The sequence below is a fragment of the Streptomyces sp. YIM S03343 genome, from assembly GCF_054729195.1.
This window is the reverse complement of record NZ_JBPUKX010000001.1, coordinates 688,346-707,815: the sequence shown is the minus strand read 5'-3', so window position 1 is coordinate 707,815 and position 19,470 is coordinate 688,346. Positions and strand designations below refer to the sequence as shown.

At 70.9% G+C, this 19,470-nt stretch carries 19 protein-coding genes; 8 read left to right on the top strand and 11 right to left on the bottom strand.

The window, feature by feature from the left end:
* Window positions 1-72 precede the first annotated feature (72 nt).
* The 5 genes from ACSYGN_RS03065 to ACSYGN_RS03045 form a co-directional block, all read right to left on the bottom strand.
* Complete coding sequence (locus tag ACSYGN_RS03065) at window positions 73-1,221, bottom strand: SchA/CurD-like domain-containing protein (RefSeq protein WP_460391524.1); 1,149 nt, start codon at window positions 1,219-1,221, stop codon at window positions 73-75.
* 152 nt (window positions 1,222-1,373) lie between these two features.
* Window positions 1,374-2,096, bottom strand: a complete 723-nt coding sequence (locus ACSYGN_RS03060) for a class F sortase (protein WP_460391522.1) — start codon at window positions 2,094-2,096, stop codon at window positions 1,374-1,376.
* 230 nt (window positions 2,097-2,326) lie between these two features.
* Window positions 2,327-2,854 carry a hypothetical protein gene (locus tag ACSYGN_RS03055; protein WP_460391520.1) on the bottom strand — a complete coding sequence of 176 codons (528 nt, stop codon included), beginning with the start codon at window positions 2,852-2,854 and terminating at the stop codon, window positions 2,327-2,329.
* A gap of 258 nt (window positions 2,855-3,112) precedes the next feature.
* Complete coding sequence (locus ACSYGN_RS03050) at window positions 3,113-4,771, bottom strand: FAD-dependent oxidoreductase (protein WP_460391518.1); 1,659 nt, start codon at window positions 4,769-4,771, stop codon at window positions 3,113-3,115.
* A 107-nt stretch (window positions 4,772-4,878) separates the two neighbouring features.
* A complete protein-coding gene (locus ACSYGN_RS03045; protein ID WP_460391516.1) occupies window positions 4,879-5,553 on the bottom strand; it encodes a BlaI/MecI/CopY family transcriptional regulator in 675 nt (224 codons plus the stop codon).
* Between the two features lie 445 nt (window positions 5,554-5,998).
* Here ACSYGN_RS03045 and ACSYGN_RS03040 point away from each other — a divergent pair, with 445 nt between their 5' ends.
* Window positions 5,999-7,177, top strand: a complete 1,179-nt coding sequence (locus tag ACSYGN_RS03040) for an amidase domain-containing protein (RefSeq protein ID WP_460391514.1) — start codon at window positions 5,999-6,001, stop codon at window positions 7,175-7,177.
* Between the two features lie 111 nt (window positions 7,178-7,288).
* Here ACSYGN_RS03040 and ACSYGN_RS03035 read toward each other — a convergent pair whose 3' ends face one another.
* Window positions 7,289-7,801: a hypothetical protein gene (locus ACSYGN_RS03035; protein ID WP_460391512.1), complete on the bottom strand. Its 513-nt coding sequence runs from the start codon at window positions 7,799-7,801 to the stop codon at window positions 7,289-7,291.
* Window positions 7,802-7,946: 145 nt separating this feature from the next.
* Here ACSYGN_RS03035 and ACSYGN_RS03030 point away from each other — a divergent pair, with 145 nt between their 5' ends.
* The gene (locus ACSYGN_RS03030; RefSeq protein ID WP_460391510.1) at window positions 7,947-8,177 is read left to right on the top strand and encodes a DUF397 domain-containing protein; all 231 of its coding nucleotides are present in this window, start codon (window positions 7,947-7,949) and stop codon (window positions 8,175-8,177) included.
* A 205-nt stretch (window positions 8,178-8,382) separates the two neighbouring features.
* On the top strand, window positions 8,383-9,303 hold the full coding sequence (locus ACSYGN_RS03025; protein WP_460391508.1) for a helix-turn-helix domain-containing protein: 921 nt from the start codon (window positions 8,383-8,385) through the stop codon (window positions 9,301-9,303).
* A 51-nt stretch (window positions 9,304-9,354) separates the two neighbouring features.
* On the opposite strand, the gene ACSYGN_RS03020 is transcribed toward ACSYGN_RS03025, so the two are convergent.
* The gene (locus ACSYGN_RS03020) at window positions 9,355-10,173 is read right to left on the bottom strand and encodes an SAM-dependent methyltransferase (protein WP_460403187.1); all 819 of its coding nucleotides are present in this window, start codon (window positions 10,171-10,173) and stop codon (window positions 9,355-9,357) included.
* A gap of 211 nt (window positions 10,174-10,384) precedes the next feature.
* Between ACSYGN_RS03020 and ACSYGN_RS03015 the strand changes: the two genes are divergently transcribed.
* Window positions 10,385-11,230: a LamG domain-containing protein gene (locus ACSYGN_RS03015; protein ID WP_460391506.1), complete on the top strand. Its 846-nt coding sequence runs from the start codon at window positions 10,385-10,387 to the stop codon at window positions 11,228-11,230.
* 50 nt (window positions 11,231-11,280) lie between these two features.
* Here the strand turns inward: ACSYGN_RS03015 and ACSYGN_RS03010 are convergent, their stop codons facing one another.
* Window positions 11,281-12,891: a sodium/solute symporter gene (locus ACSYGN_RS03010; RefSeq protein WP_460391504.1), complete on the bottom strand. Its 1,611-nt coding sequence runs from the start codon at window positions 12,889-12,891 to the stop codon at window positions 11,281-11,283.
* Window positions 12,888-13,325: a DUF485 domain-containing protein gene (locus ACSYGN_RS03005; protein WP_460391502.1), complete on the bottom strand. Its 438-nt coding sequence runs from the start codon at window positions 13,323-13,325 to the stop codon at window positions 12,888-12,890. Before ACSYGN_RS03005 ends, ACSYGN_RS03010 begins: the two co-directional genes overlap by 4 nt.
* A 497-nt stretch (window positions 13,326-13,822) precedes the next feature.
* On the opposite strand from ACSYGN_RS03005, the gene ACSYGN_RS03000 reads away from it, so the two are divergent.
* Complete coding sequence (locus ACSYGN_RS03000) at window positions 13,823-15,391, top strand: multicopper oxidase family protein (protein ID WP_460391500.1); 1,569 nt, start codon at window positions 13,823-13,825, stop codon at window positions 15,389-15,391.
* A gap of 117 nt (window positions 15,392-15,508) precedes the next feature.
* Here ACSYGN_RS03000 and ACSYGN_RS02995 read toward each other — a convergent pair whose 3' ends face one another.
* Entirely contained in the window at window positions 15,509-16,333 is an 825-nt protein-coding gene (locus ACSYGN_RS02995) for an alpha/beta fold hydrolase (protein WP_460391498.1), read from the bottom strand.
* Between the two features lie 49 nt (window positions 16,334-16,382).
* The gene (locus ACSYGN_RS02990; RefSeq protein ID WP_460391496.1) at window positions 16,383-16,841 is read right to left on the bottom strand and encodes a cupin domain-containing protein; all 459 of its coding nucleotides are present in this window, start codon (window positions 16,839-16,841) and stop codon (window positions 16,383-16,385) included.
* 179 nt (window positions 16,842-17,020) lie between these two features.
* Here ACSYGN_RS02990 and ACSYGN_RS02985 point away from each other — a divergent pair, with 179 nt between their 5' ends.
* From ACSYGN_RS02985 to ACSYGN_RS02975, 3 genes are all read left to right on the top strand, one after another.
* Window positions 17,021-17,629: a TetR/AcrR family transcriptional regulator gene (locus ACSYGN_RS02985; protein ID WP_460391494.1), complete on the top strand. Its 609-nt coding sequence runs from the start codon at window positions 17,021-17,023 to the stop codon at window positions 17,627-17,629.
* Between the two features lie 91 nt (window positions 17,630-17,720).
* Complete coding sequence (locus tag ACSYGN_RS02980; RefSeq protein ID WP_460391492.1) at window positions 17,721-19,127, top strand: SWIM zinc finger family protein; 1,407 nt, start codon at window positions 17,721-17,723, stop codon at window positions 19,125-19,127.
* Window positions 19,124-19,429 (top strand): hypothetical protein, encoded by a 306-nt coding sequence (locus ACSYGN_RS02975; RefSeq protein ID WP_460391490.1) that lies wholly within the window; start codon window positions 19,124-19,126, stop codon window positions 19,427-19,429. The genes ACSYGN_RS02980 and ACSYGN_RS02975 overlap by 4 nt, the downstream gene beginning before the upstream one ends.
* The last annotated feature ends 41 nt before the right edge of the window (window positions 19,430-19,470 follow it).

The window sequence follows — 19,470 nt, the reverse complement described above, 5'->3', positions numbered from 1 at the left end:
TCTGGTGCTGTGGTGGCTGGGGGCCGTGGCCGCGCGCCGGCGGCGGCGCGCCGAAGGGCGCGTGCCGGCGGCTCAGGCGTCGGGCGAACGGCGGTCGGTGACGAGTTCCATCCGGGCGAGCATCAGGAAGCGCGGCAGGTCGCCGTCCTCCAGCGCGGCGGCGTCGGCCGCGTCCAGCAGTTCCGCGAGCCCGGTGGCCTTCCCGGGCTCCGCGAGACCGAGGGGCAGTGCGAGATCGCCGGCGTCGAGTCCGCCGCGCACCTCGATCAGCCGCACCACGACGTCGTCCCGCTGGAAGATCGTGCTGCGCAGCACCGGGCTGCGCGGGTCGTCGGCCGCCGCCTCGTCCTGCTGGGCGAGCAGCTCGGCCAGCCGCATCCCGCAGCCGGGCCGCGCCGGGTAGTACAGCGCGTGCCGCTCGGCCGCCGGGTCGTCCTGCACGGCCGTCACATGGTGGACGGCGGGCAGCGCGGCCCGGGTGAAGAACATCCGCGCCGACTCGGGGTCGTCGAGATCGCGGTCCTGCTCCAGATACGGGTTGATGGCCTGCTCGACGGCACGCACTTCGGGCTGCCGGGCCACGTGCCGCAGCGCCGCGAGCAGGTCGCCGCGCACCTCGATGGCCCGGACGACCCGGTTGCCGTGCATGAACAGGGAGGTCCGGATCAGCCGGGTGGTGCTGTCGACCTGCGGCTCGGGTGAGGCGTAGTCGGCGAGGATCTTCGCGACGGCCTCCTCGCTGCCCGGCTTCACCGTGAAGGTGATCGCATGACGGATGATGCCGTCACCGATCCGGGGGGTCGGCTGAAGGTCACGCCTGCCCGCCTCGGTGCCGGAGACCGGGCTGCCGGTCTCACGGACCACGTGGAAACGCAGCGAGCGGGTGTCACGGACGCAGCTGTGCAGCGGCTCCACCATCCGCACGTGCTCCTCGCTGTTGACCCAGGTCAGGAACGGCGGGGCGCTCTCCCACTCGCTGGTGATGAGCCATTGGGAGGGGTTCTCGATGGACTGGCACAGCTGGTCGCTGATGTGACCGGGAACGGACGCGACCTCGTTGCAGAGCTGCTCGTACGCCTCCAGGAACTGCTGTTGGGCGCCGTCGTAGACGTCCACGAGCAGGACGACCCGCAGCCGGGAGCCGTCGAACACGGACTGGGAGACACGCTGCGACATCTGACGGGTCGGCGGCGGTGAGGCAGGCGCGGACGTGGTGGTCATCCTGGGGACATCTCCTTCGCGGGGCCGGGGTACGGCGCTTGTCGGTGCCCCTCGGCGGCTCAGTCGTGCCGAGGGCGTGACTCGATCCTGAGCCGGTCTTTACCGGTGCGCGATTGGGATGGACTGCCCGGGTGATCACCCGTAGGGGCGGATCACACCAGATGGGCGAAGACCACCAGGTTGTCCTTGTAGTCGTGCACCGTACGGTCGTAGTCACCCGCGCAGGTGATCAGCCGGACTTGCGCCCGGCCCGTGTCGCCGTACACCCGCTCGCTGGGGAACCGGTCCTTCGGATAGGTCTCCGCGCTGTCCACCACGAACGACGCAGCGCTGCCGTCGGCCCGCACCACCTGGAAGGTGTCGCCCTTCCGCAGCTCCCTGAGGTAGACGAAGACGGCCACCGAGGTCTTGGTGTCGACGTGCCCCGCGATGATCGCGGTGCCCCGCTCGCCGGGTGACGGGCCGTTCGCGTACCAGCCGACGAGGTTGGTGTTCGCGGCGGGCGGCGGCTGGAGCCGGCCGTCCGGCGCGAGGGCGAGGTCGGTGAAGGGGGCGTCGACCCCGATCTTCGGGATCACCAGCCGCTCGGGCCGCGAGCGGGACAGATGCTTGCCGTCCGACGCGGTGTCGGACGTCGGCGGCGCGGACTGCGCCGGTGCGGCGGGGCTGGGCGCCATGAGGGCGTACGGGATGTCGGGGGCGCTCGTCGGCGGGCGTACGGCTGCCGCGGCGGCGGGCGTCGCCGGATCGTTGCCGCTGTGCAGCAGCATCGCCAGGATCAGCAACGCCATGGCGCTCAGCACGATGAGGCCGCGGGACAGCTGCCCGGCCGGGGCTGGCCCGCCACCGGCGGGGGAGGGGGGAGGAACGGGCATCGGGGACCACTCTCGTCGGGGCACTACGAGTACTGCGGCACTACGAGTACTGCGGCACTACGAGTACTGCGGCACTACGAGTACTGCGGCACTACGAGTACTGCGGCACTGCGGGTACGGCGGGTACGGCGATACGGCGGGGGTACGCGACCGGCGCGGGGCCGGGCGGGCCGGGCGGCCGCCACTCGATGCACCGGTGGCGGCCCCGGCTCTATCGCGTCCGGCACGGCTCAGGCCACGCCGGTCGCCGACTTCTTGCGGCGCACCGTGAAGAGACCGGCTCCGGCGAGCGCGAGCACCGCGAGACCGCCCGCGGTGACGGACGGCGCCGCCGCCAGTGCGCCCCCGCCGGTGTGCATCCCGCCGTGAGGCTTCTCGTGGTCGCCGCTCCAGGACGAGCTCCCGCTCCCGCTCCCGCTGTCCTTGGACCAGTCGGAGGAGTCCTTGCCGCCGCTGGAGGAGCCGCTGTCGGTGGAGGCGGAGCTGGAGCCGGTCGAACTCGACGAGCTCGAACCCCAGTCCTTGTCCTTGTCCTTGTCCTTGCCGTGGCCGCTGTCGGCCGGGCGCAGGGCCAGGGCTCCGCCACCCGTGTGCATTCCGCCGTGCGGTCCGTCGTGGCTGCCGCCCCAGGAGCTGTCCGTGCTGTACGACGAGTCGTCTTGGCTCCAGTCACCACCCGCCGCGTAGGCGGCGGGCGCGCCGATGGCGAGGACGGCCGTGGCCGCCGCCGTGGCGAGCATCGTGCGAGTCGAACGCATTCGAGGATCCTTTCGTCGCGGTCCGGGCAGCTGGCGCTTCGTCAGCTCGGTTCACCCGGCCCTGACGTGATCCACCGTCAGCCAATCCGCCACCGGCCACCACTCGGGAGGCTCGGGCGGGTGAACGGGGCAGGCGCGGGGGTGAACGGACGGGGTGGGGCGGCGGTGCACCGGTGCGGTGGCCGGGGCCGGAAAACAGCGTCGGCCGGCAGCGGGGGCTGCCGGCCGACGGTGGTGCGGTGGTTGTGTGAGGGTGGGTCAGGGGAGGGACAGTACCGAGGTCAGGACCTCGCGCAGGGTTGTCTCCGGTGACGGGACCGGGTCCGGGGCGCGCCACGCGACGAAGCCGTCGGGGCGTACCAGGACGGCGCCGCCGTGGTCGATGCCGTGCAGCTCCAGCCAGTCCGCGCCGTCCTCCGGCGCCAGATCGGCGTCCGGCCCGGCACCCACGCGGTACGCGACCAGCGGCACGGACAGCTCCTCGGCGAGGCGGCCCGCGCTCTTGTGCCAGTCGCCGGGCTGGTCGGCGTCGCAGAGCAGCACCATGTGGCGCTCGTACAGGTCGAGCGTGGAGATCTGCAGCCCGTTGTGCCGCAGCCAGACATGCGGCGCCCGGCTGCCCGGCTCGCCGTTCAGCGTCAGCTTGTCGGGTACGACGGGCGAGGCCGGGTCGGTGCCTACGACGGCTCCGGCCGGGTAGCGGTAGCCGAGCGCCACATTGAGGATGCCGCGCTGCGCACCCCCGGCGGGAGGACCGGGCGGCGCGGCGAAACCGGGGTGGCTGTGCTCGGCCGACCGGGCGGCGGCGCGGGCGCTGGTGGCCTCCGCGACCGGGCGCCGCTCGGCGTCGTAGCTCTCCAGGAGCCCGTCACCGGCCCAGCCGCCGAGCACCGCCGTCAGCTTCCACGCCAGGTTGTGCGCGTCCTGGATGCCGGTGTTGGAGCCGAACGCCCCGGTGGGGGACATCTCGTGGGCCGAGTCGCCGGCCAGGAAGACCCGCCCCGACCGGTAGGCGCGGGCCACGCGCTGCGCGGCGTGCCAGGGGGCCCGGCCGGTGATCTCCACATCGAGGTCCGGGTCGCCGACCGCGCGCCGGATGTGCTCGGTGCAGCGCTCGTCGGTGAACTCCTCCAGTGTCTCGCCCTGTTCGGGGTGCCAGGGGGCGTGGAAGACCCAGTTCTCCCGGTTGTCCACCGGCAGCAGCGCGCCGTCGGCGCCCGGCGTCGTCAGATAGCAGACGATGAAGCGCCGGTCGCCGACCACCTCGGCCAGCCGGTGCGAGCGGAACGTCATACTGACGTTGTGGAACAGGTCCCCCGGGCCGCTGTGCCCGATGCCGAGCTGCACCCGAACCGGGCTGCGCGGGCCGTCGGCGGCGACCAGGTAGTCCGCGCGGATGGTGGTGTGCTCGCCGGTCTCCCGGCTCTTGACCACCGCGGTGATGCCGTCCGCGTCGCTTTCGAACGACATCAGTTCGGTGTTGAACCGCAGATCGCCGCCGAGCGCGACCGCCTGGTCCACCAGCACCGGCTCCAGGTCGTTCTGGCTGCACAGGCACCAGGTGGCCGGGCTGAACCGGGCAAGACCGCCGCCCGGGTCGATGTCCCGGAACAGCCACTCGCCCGCGTCACCCACCAGCGTGGGGGTCTGCAGGATGCCGTGGTTGTCCGCCAGGGTGGCGGCGGCCGCGCGGATCCCCGCCTCCGCGCCGGCGACCCGGAGCACTTCCATCGTACGGACGTTGTTGCCGCGGCCCCGGGGGTGGATGGAGGTGGCGGCGTGCCGCTCCACCAGGGTGTGCTGCACCCCCAGCCGCCCCAGGAACAACGAGGTCGACAGCCCCACCAGGGAGCCGCCGACGATCAGGACCGGAACTCTGTGGATCGTGTCGCCGGTACGCCCGGCCTTTTCTTTCATCTTTCGCCTCCAGCACAGCACGCTGAGCACGCTGAGTACGTCGATTCCGGCCGGATACGGCCGCGACCCTCATCCATGCCCCGCCACGCCGGAGGCGGCCCGGGCATTCACCCGCTTGCCTGGGGCGCCTCCCGCTCGTCCGGTGCGGTGACGGTGTACAGCACCGAGCGCTGCTGCTTGTGCCGCTGGACACGGCCCTTCGCCACGAGCGCCTCCAGGGTGTTGCGCACCACCTGCGGTGTCGGCGCCCGGTCGGGGTGCTTGACCAGCAGCTCGTCACGGAGCTCCTTCGCGAGCCGGGGCTCGCCGTGCGCGCGGAGCAGCTCGGTGAAGAGGTCGCCGAGGCGGGGGAGTAGCTGGCGCGGCTCGGGCTCGGGGTTGGGCTCGGGGTTGGGCTTGGCGGTCCTGGGGGTCCTGGGGATTCGGGTGGTGGTCCTCTGACGGGGGGTCTTCGCCGGCATCTTCCCGGGGGCCGTCCTGGGGCGCTTCGCCGTCGGTGGCCCGGGTGCGGGAGCCGCCTCGGGAGCGTGTTCGGGCTCAGCGTGTTCAGGGTCGGTGGGCTCAGGCTCGGCGGGCTTGGACCCAGCGGACTCGGGCTCAACGGGTCCAGGCTCGGGTGACGGCTCGTCCCGCGTCTGCTGCGGTACGGTCTCCGGTGTCGCCGCCGCCGCGGGTGCCTCTGCCGGTGTCTGCTCGGGCACGGACGGGGCGGTGTCGTTCGGCGCGTCGAAGCGGCTGGTGACGGCCAGGATGTCGATCAGAAGTGTCTCCTCCTGCTTCAACGTCGCTATTCTGTCGACCAGTTCCTGCTGAAGTCGGCGGTTTTCCTTCAAATCGGATACGGCCTGTTCCACGTATCGCGATCGAAGTGTGCTGTCGGCTGCTTTGTCGGGCACGGTCGTTCACTTCCTTGACGGGTGGGCGAGGGGCGAGTGAAAGACGATGTTTCCATCGGGGACGACGTTGCGCATGCTACCGATTCCGGCCATGAGTCAGGCGCCGTTCCACGCGAAGACCTCGCCGACGTGCGCAGCAGCAATGCGCCGACGCCCGCCCTGATCATCGCATCCCACCCGAAGTGGTCTCCTCGCCACGGTCCGCAACTGCCTTGGCAGGCACCGGAGATGGCCGGGATGTCCCTTTCCGTAACCCCCTTCACACCAGTCCCGGGGAACGTGCGAAGATGCGGCTTCCCGGTATCTAGTACCGGCGTAGAGGGGAACGTCATTGAAATCAAGAAAACTGAGCCATAAGCGGCGACGCACGGCCATAGTCACCGCGGCGGCGGCCTCGGTCGTCGCCGGTGTGGCGCTCGTACCCAACTGGAGCGCGGGCGCGGCGAGTGTCGCCGACGACCCCACGGTGGACTCCGCGACCAAGGCCACCTTCCAGCATCTGGCGGACGCGGTCTTCACGGACCGTACGAACGCTCTGGTGGACAACGGGACGGCCGCCCGGAAGAAGTCGCTGGCGTCCCGTTTCGACGGCGACGTCCGGCTGTCGTCCACGACCACCCGCACGGAGGACTCCACGCTGTCGCAGCTGCGCAGCCGCAAGTCCCGCCTCGCATCGCTCGGCGAGGAGTACAGCAAGGCCAGCACGGCCGTGACGCTGGACCGTACGAGCGTCAAGGGCCGCCACGCCACGGTCGCCGTCACCGAGACCACGACGCTGACCTACGCGGACGCCAAGGGCAGTGAGCCGAAGACCACCGGTTTCCAGGCCCACCACACCCTGAAGTTCAAGGCCGACCGCGACGGTAACTGGCAGCTCACCGGCATCCGTGACACGGACGACGGCGTCGCCGTCAACCAGGTCACCACGCCGCTGGTCGCCAGCCCGTCCACCGCGGACGACAACCCGCCCGCGGCGACTCGTGCGGCCACCACGTACCCCGCCCCGGCCAACGCGAAGAACTTCTCCGCCAGCGGCTACGACTACAACGCCATGGCGGCGTACGCGAAGAAGTACTGGAACAACTACAACACCGACTACCCGAACTTCAACGGGCAGGGTGCCGGCGGCGACTGCACCAACTTCGTCAGCCAGACCCTGAAGGCCGGTGGCTGGAAGCACGTACCGGGCTACACGTACGACTTCCACAAGTGGTTCGGCAACTCCCAGATCCAGTCCGACTCCTTCGTCGGGGTCAACGAGTTCTCGTGGTTCGCCCTGTCCTCCAAGCGGGTCACCAGCCTGGCGAACGTCTACCAGGCGGACGTCGGCGACGTGGTCCAGTTGGACTTCAACAAGGACGGGTCCAAGGACCACACGATGATCGTCACCTACCGCAGCCCGCAGGGTGTGCCGTATCTGACGTACCACTCGACCAACACCTACAACAGGTCGCTGGCGAGCATCATCGCGTCGTACCCGAACGCGGCGTACTACGCCTACCGCACCTGAGCGGTTGCTTTTCCGGGCGGGCGGGACGGCGCATGCCGTCCCGCCCGCTCCCGCGTTTCAGCGACGAGGTGATTCCGTGAGTGGGATTCCGAGACGCGCTGAGTCAGCGAGTCAGCGAGTCAGCGCGGAGGCCAACTCCTCGGCGGCGCGGGCGGTCTCGGGGTCGTGGTCGGCCGGCAGGCCGGAGAGGGCGCCGCGTCCGGCGCGTACCGCCCGGCGGGCGGCGCATTCCCAGCGGACGTACTCGCGGTGGTGGCGCAGCAGTTTGGGGTACGCGGCGGCCGTGGTCTGCCACTGGCGGGCCCCGGCGATGTTCGCCAGCAGCCGCAGGATCTGGGCGCGGCACGTCACCTGAGGCTGCCGGGCGAGCTGCCACAGGAACGGCACGGTGGGGGCGGTCGCCTGGCCCACCACGAACCCGAACTCACAGATACGGTCGGCCAGCCGGTCCTGAGCCTGGCGCGCGGCGCCCAGGTCGCCGGAGGCGATCGCGGCCAGCAGGAAGGGGATGGCTGCGGCCGAGCCGGTGGAGTCGCTCAATTCGTGCCAGGGGACGTGAGTGACGTCGAGCGGGCTCTCGCCGTTCTCCTCGTCGGCCCTGACGGCCGAGGCTGACACGGACACGAAGTCTCCCTGAAGTGACGTCAGAACAAAGCGCTCGTTCATGGGTTGACGACGCGGCTAGTATCACGCAGAAGATGAGTTCGTGCAATTGCATGGGAAATTGCGCGAACAGAGCGGTGGTGCCGCCGGACGTGAGGGGAGTGCCGTGACGCCGATACCCAACGGAGTGCGCGCGAGCGCGCTGGACGTGAGCTGGACCAAGAGCACGCGCAGCAATGCCGAGGGCAACTGTGTGGAGGTCGCCGCGCTGGGGGAGGGAGGCATAGCCCTGCGCAACTCCCGTGACCCGGACGGCCCGGCGCTGGTCTACACACCGGCCGAGGTGGCCGCGTTCCTCGCCGGGGTGAAGGGCGGCGAGTTCGACCATCTGGTGTGAGGGACGATCCGACGGCCGGGTCGCCCAGCGGGCCCGGCCGCGCGCTCCGTTGCCCCCCTATGGCGTCCGTCGTCCTCCGTCCCGCCCCGTGTGCGCCGTATGTCACTCCGGCCGCCGTATGTCACTCCGGCCCAGGCGAGGTGTGCCACACGGGGCCCTGATGCGATAATGCGCAGTGTTGTCCGCCGGTCCCTGGGGAGCCAGCATGTCCACCGAGTCCGCTCGTGTCTCCCACCTCGAACCGTATCTGCACCGCTCCGAACCCGCGCCGACTTTGCTGAAGATGCTCATCGGCGTGCAACTGGCGGGCATCCGCGAGGACAGGGGACTCTCCCAGGACCAGGCGGCCCGCAAGGTGGGCTTCAGCGCGGCCAAGTTGTCGCGGATCGAGGCGGGCAAGAGCCGCCGCCCGCCCCAGGAGAGCGACGTCCGCGCACTGCTCGACCTGTACGGCTGCGACGGCCACGAGGCGTCCATGCTCATGCAGTTGCTGGAGCGGGCGGGTGAGCCCGGCTGGTGGCAGCGCTACGACAAACGGCTGATGCCCGAATGGTTCGACCGGCTGGTCGGACTCCAGGAGGCGGCCGTCACCATCCGTACCTTCGAGATCCAGTACGTCCCCGGGCTGCTCCAGACCGCGGACTACGCCCGTGCGGTCGTCGAACGGGGCCTGCCCACCGTGCCCTCCCGTGAGGTGCAGCGCCGGGTCGAACTGCGCATGCGGCGCTGTGATCTGATGGACCGGCCCGACGCGCCGCAACTCTGGGCGATCATGGACGAGTCGGTCCTGCTGCGCGTCCTGGGCAGCCGCGAGGTGATGCGCGAACAGCTCGAACATCTCGCGGAGATGGCCCACCGTCCCCATGTGACGCTGCAGATCGTGCCATTGGACGTGACACGGGCCTCGGCACCGGCCATACCGGTGACCTATCTGCGTTTCGGCGGCGCCGAACTCCCCGACATCGTCTATCTGGAACACATCCGCAGCGCCACGTTCCTTGAGGACCGCGACGAGACCGAGGAGTACCGGCTGACGCTCGACCGGCTGGGCGACGAGGCGCTCAGCCCGCGCGAGTCCCTGGCCCGGCTGCGCGAGACCGTCGAACGGCACTACCCGGCACCCTGACACCGGGCGACGGCCTCGGCAGGATGCACCGAGGCTGCGTCGCGCCCGGCCCTACGGCTTGCGGGCCACGCCGCCGAACTCGATCCACTCCTGGGTGAGCTGACGGGGCACCACCTCGCTGTCCGGCCGCCAGGTGGACACCTCCACCAGGCCCGGCTCCATGATCTCCAGCCCCTCGAACCACTCCGCGACGTCCTTCTCCCGGCGCACCCGCCCCCAGTGGCCCTGGGTCGCCTGGTCCATGAAGTCCGTGACGAACTTGCGTACTTCGGGGTCCTCGCTGACCAGCTGGCACATCACCAGACAGCTGCCCGGCGCCAGCCGCTCGGTCACCCGGCGCACCACGGCGAGCGGCCCGTCGGTCTCGCTGTCCGGGATGCAGTGGAACACCGAGTTGAACAACACACCCACCGGCTCCGAGAAGTCGATGAGCCGCCGGGTGTCCGGGTGCGCCCATATCGGGTCGGTGTCCCTCATGTCGGCCTGGATGACGGCGGTGCGGTCGTTCTGGTCGAGCAGCGCCCGGCCGTGCACCAGCACCATGGGGTCGTTGTCGACGTACACCACACGCGACGACGGGTCGATCTGCTGGGCGACCTGGTGGACGTTGTCCTGGGTGGGCAGTCCGGACCCGTGGTCGAGGAACTGCCGGATGCCGTAGTCCCTGGCGAGCACGCCCACCACCCGCTGGAGGAACCGGCGGTTGTTGAGTGCCAGCCTTCGGGTGCTGGGCACGACCTTGTCCAGTTCCTCGCAGGCTGCCCGGTCCGCCGCGTAGTTGTCCTTGCCGCCCAGGTAGTGGTCGTACATGCGAGCGGCTGTGGGAACCGTGGCATCGATCGACGTCGTCAGGCCCCTGTCCGGCTGCATCATGGTCCCCCAACTGCAGGTAGTGGTAAGCCGAGTTGCCCGGCCGGTCACCCATCCTAGGGATCCCGCCGACGGCGAGGCCACCCTTCGTGACACTGCAGCCACATTCCGAGGTGAAGCGCTCTTCACCGAGGTTCACCCGGGAGGGTTGTTTGGGTGCGACAAGTGTGCGTCTGGGCATGAGCGGGCCATGGGCGGAGAGACATCGGGTATGAACACTCCGAATCCGGTGAATCCGGCACATCCAAGCCGTCCGGCGCACTCGCCCCCCGGCAGCGGTCCCCCCTCCCCGGCGGACGCCGCGGCCGCCTCCGACGTGGTGTTCACGGCGGACTTCACCTCCACCCGGCAATGGGTCGCGGGCCGTTCCTGGGCGTATCCCGACGGCGGCCCCGTGAACCCGGGCGACAACAAGCTCGACTACCTGGTGCCGGACGCCTCCTACAGCCGCACCGGTGTGTTCCGGGCCGTGCGCCGCCCCGACGGACTGTGGAACACGGGGCTGCTCACCACCGAGGGCAGCCAGGACGGCTTTCAGGTCCGAGCCGGGGACGTGCTGGAGGCCAGCGTGCGGCTGCCCAGGGAGATCGGGGCGTGGCCGGCGATCTGGACCTGGCGGGACGGCGACCAGGAGATCGACGTCTTCGAGTACCACCCGGACAACCCGGACCTGCTGGAACTCACCAACCATGTGCGCGTCACCAACCTCTACTACCGCAACAGCCGCATCAGCCCCGGAGCATGGGTGGATCTGCGGGTCGAGTTCGGTTCCCGCTCGGTCGTCTGGTGGGTGAACGGCGCCCAGGTCTTCTCCGACCGGCGCGGTGTGGGCAGCACCTGGCACGCGTACCTCATCGTCAACCTCTCGGTGTGCGCGGGGCGTTACCACCCGCCGCCCGCCCCCGGGACCACGGAGACGTCCTACGAGGTGCGCGGACTGCTGGTGCGCCGCTCCTCGGCGCTCCGGCGGGCGGCGGACGGCGCGGTGCAGGGTGCGGCGGATGTCCCGGCCCAGGCCGTCGCACCCGCAGAGGAGAGCGATGAGCAGGACGCCTGACGACGGCCGCCGTACGCGAGGTGCCACACGTTCCGGACGTACGGGCGGACTCATCGCAGTCGACGCTGCGGACCGGCGAGGATCAGCCGCTCGACGGCCTCGTACCGGTCGCGCGCCTCCTGCTGGGCGCGGCGCCCCCGCAGCACCGTGCCCAGCCATCCGAAGGCGAAACCGAGCGGAACGGACACCAGTCCGGTGGTGGTGAACGGGAACCAGTTGAAGTCGGCGTCGGGGAACGCCGAAGCCGGTGAACCGGAGACCAGATTGGTGCCCGGCATCAGCACGAGCACCGACACCGAACCGCCGATCAGGGTGCACAGCAGCCCGGTGCGGGTGAAGCGCCGCCAGAACAGGCTGTAGACCAGTGCCGGTGCGATCGCGGAGGCGGCCAGACAGAACGACAGCGTCGCCAGCGGCTGCAGACTGCGGTGCTGGATCAGCGCCGCGAGCGCGATGACCGGCGCCCCGACCACCACCGCCGACACCCGGGCAACGGTCGACTCCTGCAACGGGGGCATACCCGAGCGGCGGGAGGCGATGACGTCGTGCGCGAGGGAGTTGGCGCAGGCGAGCGTCATGCTGGCGACCGACGCGAGCAGGGTGAGGAAGATCGCGGTGGTGACCCCGGTGAACAGCAGGGTCTCGGGGCGGGACACATGGTCGCCGAACACCGCGCGTGAGGCCACCAGATAGGCCGTGTTGCCGTGCGGTTCCGCGGCCGCGACACCGGCCCGGCCGAGCAGTGCCGTGGCGCCGACCCCGATCACCGTGATGATGAGCACGAACAGGGCCACGGAGGACACCGCCCAGGACATCGACCGGCGCACCTGGCGTGCGCTGTCCGCCGTGTACATGCGCATCGTGACATGGGGCAGACAGGCACCGCCGAGCACAATGGCGATCTGCGTGCTCACCATGTCCAGCCGCGGATGCTCCTCACCGGCGAACTGCAGCCCGCTGCGCAGGAACTGGTCACCCGCCCCGCTGCGCTGCGCGGCGGCGCCGAACAACTGCCCAGGGCTCCAGTCGAAGGTGCGCAGCATCAGCGCGGCGACGATCACCCCGGAACCCAGCAGCGCCACGATCTTCAGGATGTGCAGCACCGCGGTGCCCCGCATCCCGCCGATGGCGGCGTAGGTGATCATCAGCGTGCCCACGCCGACGATGCAGCCGGTCTTCAGCGGGGTGCCGGTGAACCCGAGGATGAACGCCAGCAGTTGCCCGGTGCTGGCGAGCTGGACGAGCATCATCGGCACCAGCGCCGCAAAGGTGACGAGACAGGCCGCGATCCGCACCGAACGCCCGGGAGTCCGCCGGGCCAGCGCGTCGCCCATCGTGAACCGCCCGGTGTTCCGCAGCGGTTCGGCCAGCAGGAACATCAGCACGAGCAGGGAGAGGAGGGTGCTGACGGCGAGCACGACACCGTCGTAGCCGCACAGTGCGATCACTCCGCCGATGGTCAGCACGGTCGCCGCGGAGATGTAGTCCCCGGCGATCGCGAGACCGTTGCGGAAGGGGGAGAGGGAACGGTAGCCGGTGTAGTACTCGTCCAGGTCGTCGTGGTCCGGGCCGGTGAGCACGCACAGGAGCAGCGTCACACTGACGGCGGCGCAGAAGGCGACCAGCGACCAGGTCTGCGCGCTCTTGCCGAAGTCGGTCACCGGCCCTGCTCCTGCCCCGGCTCGGCCGCCCACGGAGCGTGCCGGGTGACCCGGAAGGCCAGGGGATCGACATAGCGCCGCGCGGTGCGCTCGTACAGCAGCACGGCGAGCCAGGTGACGGGGACGTGGGAGAGGGCCAGCACGAGCCCGGTCGGCAGCCCGCCGACCAGGGGGCGCGCCATGAAGGCGGGGTACTGCGTGGAGAGGACCAGGAAGGCGGCGAAGTAGCCCAGGGCCAGGAAGGTGGTGGTGCGCCGCTGGATCCGGTACGTGCGCCGCAGGCGCCGCAGATCGCCGTGGTGCCCGGGACGGGGGCGGGAGCCGTCCTGCCCGGGTGCCGGGTCGTCGTCGGCTAACCGCCCGGTGGCATAGGAATCGGCTGTGGAGTGGGGATGGTCGGGGTGCGGCCAGGCATGGGTGTCTCCGTGCGGCATTTCCGGAACTCCTGGAGCGGCATGGGCCCGGCGGACGCCGGGCCGGGGGGCGTGGGGGAGGGGGCGGCGGCTCGGGTCCTCGCACGCTATTCGTCCACGCGTACGACGAGGAGGGTTTTTCCAGAAATAACAGGTAGACGCCGAGTGCGGCGGAAGTCCGATTGTTTCCGCAGTGTCCGATGAGGTGACAGGGGTTGACGGGGCGGGGAGTCCTACCGGATCCGTATACCCGTTGGGGGTACTGTGAGCGCCCCTGGCTGACGTATGCGATGGGCGGGCCCATGACGACGACTCGGACAGCCGGCGACGGCCGCGGGGTCGTCCGCCGTGCGCGGGGTGTACTCCTCGCTCTGTGCGCCGTGCCGGCCGCGCCCGATCTGTCCGTCGCGCGACTGTGCATATGGGCGGCGCCGGACGGTGCGTGAACCGCCGTCTCTCAGCGACCACTTCCGCAGTCACGTCGGTCACGGCAGTGACGTCACAGAGGACGACACCACATGAACAGCATCGACCGCCGCACTCTCCTACGCGCCGGGCTCGGCACCGCAGGCGCCGGGGCGCTCACCGCCTGCACCAGCGGGACCGGCGCCAGGAGCGGCAGCGCCGAAGGCCTGGTCGGCCCGTCCGGCTCGGCGGTGACCGCCGCCGAGGCGGCACGCAAGGGCACCGGACGCGAGCACAGACTTACCCTCACCGCGGCGCCCGCCGTGATCGACCTGGGCGGCGGGGTCACCCCGAAGACCTGGGCCTTCACCGGTCGCACCCTGGGCAAGGAGGTCCGGCTCCCGGCTGGTGACACCCTGGTCGCGGAGCTGTCGAACCAGCTCCCGGCGAAGACGACGACGTCCATCCACTGGCACGGCATCGCCCTGCGCAACGACATGGACGGCGTACCCGGGGCGACACAGACCGCCGTGGGCACCGGATCCGCCTTCACCTACCGGTTCATCACCGACAAGCCCGGCACCTACTTCTTCCACCCGCACGTGGGCGTCCAGAGCGACCGCGCCCTGTACGCCCCGCTGATCGTCGAGGACCCCAAGGAGCCCCTTGCCTACGACGACGAATGGGTCGTCGTCCTCGACGACTGGCTCGACGGCGTCACCGGCACCCCCGACGACGCCTACGCCGAACTCCGCAAGGGTACGGGCGGGTCGGGGAACATGAGCGGCATGCAGGGCATGGACGGCATGGAGAGCACGAGCACCGGTGACGGCTCGGCCTCGAAGCGCTTCATGCTGACGGGCGGCTCCAGCCGGCTGCTCGGCGGCGACGCCGGTGACGTGCGCTATCCGCACCACCTGATCAACGGCCGGATCGCAGCCGACCCTGCCGTCCGCACCGGGAAGCCCGGCATGAAACTGCGCGTCAGGATCATCAACGCGGGCGCGGACACCGCCTACCGGGTCGCCTTGGGCGGCCATCGGATGACGATCACCCACACCGACGGCTTCCCGGTCCGCCATCGTGAGGTGGACGCGCTGCTGGTGGGCATGGGGGAGCGCTACGACGTGCTCGTCACCCTCGGCGACGGGGTGTTCCCGCTGGTCGCCCAGGCCGAGGGCAAGGACGCGAGCGGGCTCGCCCTGCTGCGCACGGCGGCGGGCAGCGCACCGAAGGCGGACGTACGGCCCAAGGAGCTGGACGGCGAGGTCGTCACCGCGTCCGAGCTGAGCGCAGCCGACGAGGTGCGCCTGGAGGAGTCGACGACGGACGTCACGCACCGGATCAGGCTGACCGGCGGCATGAGGCGCTACAACTGGGCGATCAACGGTGTCGCCTTCGACATGAGCGACCCCCGGGCGAACCCGCTCCTCATCGAGGAGGGCCAGCGGGTACGGCTCGATTTCGTCAACGCCTCCGGCATGTGGCACCCCATGCATCTGCACGGCCACACCTACCAGCTCGGCACCTCCGGCCCCCGCAAGGACACCGCGATCGTGCTGCCGGGAAGGACGCTGTCGGTGTACTTCGATGCGGACAACCCGGGGCTGTGGATGCTGCACTGCCACAACGCCTATCACGGCGCGGCGGGCATGATGGCCGACCTGGCCTATCGGGCCTGACCGCCGGCCCGGAGCACCGACAGCTCCGGAGCCGCAGCAGGCGGATCGCCTGACGGCGTCACTCGCTCAGTGTCGGCACGAGTGCGCCGTCGGGCCCGAAGCCGGTGTCCGGCTCCGTCAGGCACCCGGCCGCCGGGTGGCGTGGGCATCGGCGAAGTCCCGGACCACCGGCAGGAATTCCTCGGGCGTCTCCGACTGCGGCATATGGCCGGTGCCGGTCAGCAGCCTGAACTCCGCACCGGGAACGGCCTTCGCATACGCCCGCCCGTACTCGGCGTCGACCACCCGGTCGCTCGCGCCCCAGACGACGAGGGCTGGATGCGCGATCTTGGCGAGCCGGTCGGACAGCGTGGGGTCCGCCATGCCGTACGGACCCGAATAGACCTCCAGCGCCGCCCGGTTGGCGGCCATCACTGCGCGCTGTTCCTCGCTGAGCGCGGTGGGGTCGAAGCGGAACTTCGACGGGTCGTGGAAGGACAGCCGGGACAGCTCGACGGGCGTCAGCGAGAAGGTGTCGGCGATCGGATGGCCGGGGACTTCGATGCCGACCGCGTTGACGAGGACGACGCCGCTGACGCGGTCGCTGCCCAGCGCGGCCAGTTCGGCGGCGATCCAGCCGCCTATGGAGTTGCCCACGACGGTCACATCGCGCAGATCGAGGGTGTCGAGCAGTTCCGTGTATGCCAGGGCGAGGGTCCTGATGTCGGTCAGCCAGCCGGGGCGGGTGGTACCACCGAAGCCGGGGTGCACGGGGACGTACACCTCGGCCGGGCGGTGCTCGGCGAGCAGCGCGGCGAACGGCGTGATGGTCTGCGGGCCGCCGCCACCGTGCAACAGCAGGAAGGGACGGCCCTGCTCGCCGTAAGCGTCGCCGTACACCTCGACGGTCACATCGACGATGCCCTGGTCCAGAGCGAGGGTGTGGGTGCTGGTCTTCGTCATGGTGATGGACTCCTGAAGTAAGCCGAGGGGCAGGGAATATGACGAGTCGTCACGCATAGTCGGTCGCCGGGACGGTGGCATAGCGGCTCATCACCTCGGCGGTGGACTCCGGGGTCAGTTCCCCGCCGCCTGCGATCATGTCCCGCAGCTCACGGAAGTACCGCACATACAGATCGGGTGTGAAGGTGTTGATCATCACCGCCGGGGTGTCGCCGAGGTTGGCGAAGGTGTGCGGGGCGCCGGGCGGGATCATCGCGAGGGTGCCGGCAGGTGCGGCGTGGGTGGTCTCGCCGACGGTGAAGTGCACGGTGCCGGAGACGACGTAGAAACCCTCGTCGTGCTCGGCGTGCCGGTGCTGGGGCGGGCCCTGGGTGTGCGGGGCGATGGTGATCTCGCCGATGCCGAGCCGGTGCCCGGTGGTGCTGCCGTCCTCGAGGATGCGCATCCGGGTGGGGCCGAGCTGGATCGACTCGCCGCCGTCGGGGCCGACCAGGGAGACCTCGGTCATGGCTGCCTCCTTCTGCAGTGCTGCGCTGGTGCGCAGGGCTTCGTGCCTGCCGTGCGCTTCGCTTCGTGAGAGCTGACTCTCATGAGACTAGGCGGGGTGGAAGTGTCATGCAAGTGAACTCTCATAAAGAGAGTCAAGTGCTACGATGCGGGAGTACCAGCAGGAGGAGGGGTTCCGCGATGACGACGCAGACGGCGGGCACCGGCCGTACCAACCAGAAGCAGCGCACGCGCGCCGCGATCGTCGCGGCGGCCCGGGACCTCATCGGCACCGGTGCCGAGGTGACCATGCCGGCGGTGGCCCGTGCCGCGCTGGTCTCCGAGGCCACCGCCTACCGCTACTTCCCCGATCTCTCCTCGCTGATCGGCGAGGCCCTGGCCGGTGCCTGGCCGCCGCCCGCCGAGGCGCTGGCGCCGGTCGCGGACTCGGCCGACCCGGTCGAACGGGTCGCCTTCGCCTGCGACTACCTGCTGCGCGGCATCCTCGCCCGCGAAGGGGCCGTACGCGCGATGATCGCGGCCACGATCACCCGTCCCGGCGGCGCGAGCGCACGCCCCGGTGTCCGCTTCGGTCTGATCGACCATGCGCTCCTGCCGCTGGAGAACACCCTCGGCGCGGCAGACCTGGAGGCGTTCGCGCAACTCAAGCTGGATCTCTCCGTGGTGGTGAGCGCGGAGGCGCTGTTCACCCTCACCGACCTGTGCGGCCTCGCCCCGGACGCGGCCGTCACCAGCGCCGTACACACCGCCCGCACCCTGACCGAGGCGGCGGTGCGCGCGATCCCTTGAGGAGCTGAGGTGCTGTCGGAGCGTCAGCCGCGCAGGGAGGTGTCTTCGCAGGTCAGGGCCGATTGTCAGTGGTCGTCTCTACGGTTTTTCCATGACGCGATCTTTGCAGGCCGTGGCCTATCGTCGACCCTCCGTGCTGGAGTCCGCCGGGAGTGGACCGCGCCTGGGTCTGGAGACCTCCCGGGGTGCGACACCCTCCGGTCCCGAGGACCATCCGCGCTTCTTCAGCGGATTCCTGACGGATCCTCGGGCGGCTTCCGCCGGGCTCCTGGCGGTGGCGGACGTGGCCGCCGCACGTTACTACCAGCCGCAGCTGCGCGCCTCGCTCGACCCGGTGGTGACCGGCAACGGCGACCGGCTGCGCTTCGAGTCCTTCTCCGGCTGCGGAGGGGTGTACGCGCGCCTGGACGTCCTGGCCCCGGGCCTCGACGGTGGTGAGGTGGGGCACGGCACGACGAACGTCGATGTGAACAACCCGCTGCGCGAGGCGCTGTCGCGGATGGGTTCCGACGATCCGCTCCATCTGCGGGTCGGCCCCGAGGAGATGGCCGTGACCACCCTGGACGGCCCGGTGGTGGAGAAGAAGGTGCCGCTGCCCGACCGCTGGCTGCGCGGTTTCGCGGAGGCCCAGGTGATCGCCGCGGGCTTCGACCTGCGGGCCGAACTCTCCGCGGCCGAGGCGGTGCGGTTCCTGCGCACGCTGCCGCGCACCGCGGGGCGCGGCTCCGTCGCCGCGCCGCGCTGGGTGGTCCCCGCCGGGCGGACGCTGCGGCCGGTCACACGGCCGCTGCCGGGCGCGGTGTGCCTGCCCGGTCCCGAGCGCCTGGAGGCGTTCCGGCGCGTGCTGCGGCACGCCACCGCGCTGCGGGTCTACGGCCCCGCGGCGACCGGCACCGACGCCACGGCGAGCGCCTGGGAGGCGGTGCTGCCGGGGATGCGGCTCACGCTCACCCTGTCGCCGGACACCTCGCGCGGCTTCTCGGGGGAGGGCGGGGTGCTCGACGCGCTCGCCGCACCCGAGGCCGCCGAGGACGCGGAGCTGGTGTCCGTGCTGCTCGCCTGGGAGCCCCGTATCGACATCGCCGACCTCGCCGCCGCCTCGGGCCTGACAGCCGAGCGGGTCCGGGCCGCCCTGGTGCGCCTCGGCACCTCCGGCCGCGTCGGCTACGACACGGCGGAGGCGGCCTACTTCCACCGCGAACTGCCGTACGACGCCGGGCGGGTGGAGCGGTACAACCCTCGGCTCCGATCGGCGCGGGAACTGGTGGCCGCGGGCGCGGTCCGGGTGGACGGGACGACCGGGACGGTCACGGCCGAGGACGGCCACGCGCACCATGTGCGGGACGACGCGGGGGTCCTCAGCTGCAGTTGCCTGTGGTGGGCGCGGTACCGGGGCGGACGCGGGCCGTGCAAGCACGCGCTCGCGGTGCGGATCGTACGGCGTGAGACCCACGGCACCGATGGCCGTACGGCACGGACGGACGGGGGCGCGCGATGAGCGTGTTGCTGGAGGCGGTACGGGCGGGGCGGACGGGCGAGACGGTGGACCTCCTGACCGGAATGACGGATGCCGAACGGCGCGCCCACGTCCCGGAATTGAGGGAACTCCGCACGGAACTGAGAAAGGCCCCCTGGAACGCGCAGTCCCGTACGGCCTACCCGGCGCTGCACGCTGCGGGCGCGGCGTGCCAGACGGGCGCGGCGGCCGCCGCGGCCTGGATCGCCGCGAACGACATGCGCTGGACGTCGGCGCCGCCCGCCGTGCTGCTCCACCTGCTGGCCGGCCGCCCCGCCGACTAGCTCGCCGACCTCACGGACCGCCTCGCACGACGCCCACCGGC

Excerpts from the sequence above, each read along its gene's own strand:
- ACSYGN_RS03065 (WP_460391524.1), bottom strand. The coding sequence starts at position 1,221 with ATGACCACCACGTCCGCGCCTGCCTCACCGCCGCCGACCCGTCAGATG.
- ACSYGN_RS03000 (WP_460391500.1), top strand. The coding sequence starts at position 13,823 with ATGAACAGCATCGACCGCCGCACTCTCCTACGCGCCGGGCTCGGCACC.
- ACSYGN_RS02990 (WP_460391496.1), bottom strand. The coding sequence starts at position 16,841 with ATGACCGAGGTCTCCCTGGTCGGCCCCGACGGCGGCGAGTCGATCCAG.
- ACSYGN_RS03020 (WP_460403187.1), bottom strand. The coding sequence starts at position 10,173 with ATGCAGCCGGACAGGGGCCTGACGACGTCGATCGATGCCACGGTTCCC.
- ACSYGN_RS02985 (WP_460391494.1), top strand. The coding sequence starts at position 17,021 with ATGACGACGCAGACGGCGGGCACCGGCCGTACCAACCAGAAGCAGCGC.
- ACSYGN_RS03005 (WP_460391502.1), bottom strand. The coding sequence starts at position 13,325 with ATGCCGCACGGAGACACCCATGCCTGGCCGCACCCCGACCATCCCCAC.
- ACSYGN_RS02980 (WP_460391492.1), top strand. The coding sequence starts at position 17,721 with ATGACGCGATCTTTGCAGGCCGTGGCCTATCGTCGACCCTCCGTGCTG.
- ACSYGN_RS02975 (WP_460391490.1), top strand. The coding sequence starts at position 19,124 with ATGAGCGTGTTGCTGGAGGCGGTACGGGCGGGGCGGACGGGCGAGACG.
- ACSYGN_RS03025 (WP_460391508.1), top strand. The coding sequence starts at position 8,383 with ATGTCCACCGAGTCCGCTCGTGTCTCCCACCTCGAACCGTATCTGCAC.
- ACSYGN_RS03015 (WP_460391506.1), top strand. The coding sequence starts at position 10,385 with ATGAACACTCCGAATCCGGTGAATCCGGCACATCCAAGCCGTCCGGCG.
- ACSYGN_RS02995 (WP_460391498.1), bottom strand. The coding sequence starts at position 16,333 with ATGACGAAGACCAGCACCCACACCCTCGCTCTGGACCAGGGCATCGTC.
- ACSYGN_RS03060 (WP_460391522.1), bottom strand. The coding sequence starts at position 2,096 with ATGCCCGTTCCTCCCCCCTCCCCCGCCGGTGGCGGGCCAGCCCCGGCC.
- ACSYGN_RS03055 (WP_460391520.1), bottom strand. The coding sequence starts at position 2,854 with ATGCGTTCGACTCGCACGATGCTCGCCACGGCGGCGGCCACGGCCGTC.
- ACSYGN_RS03050 (WP_460391518.1), bottom strand. The coding sequence starts at position 4,771 with ATGAAAGAAAAGGCCGGGCGTACCGGCGACACGATCCACAGAGTTCCG.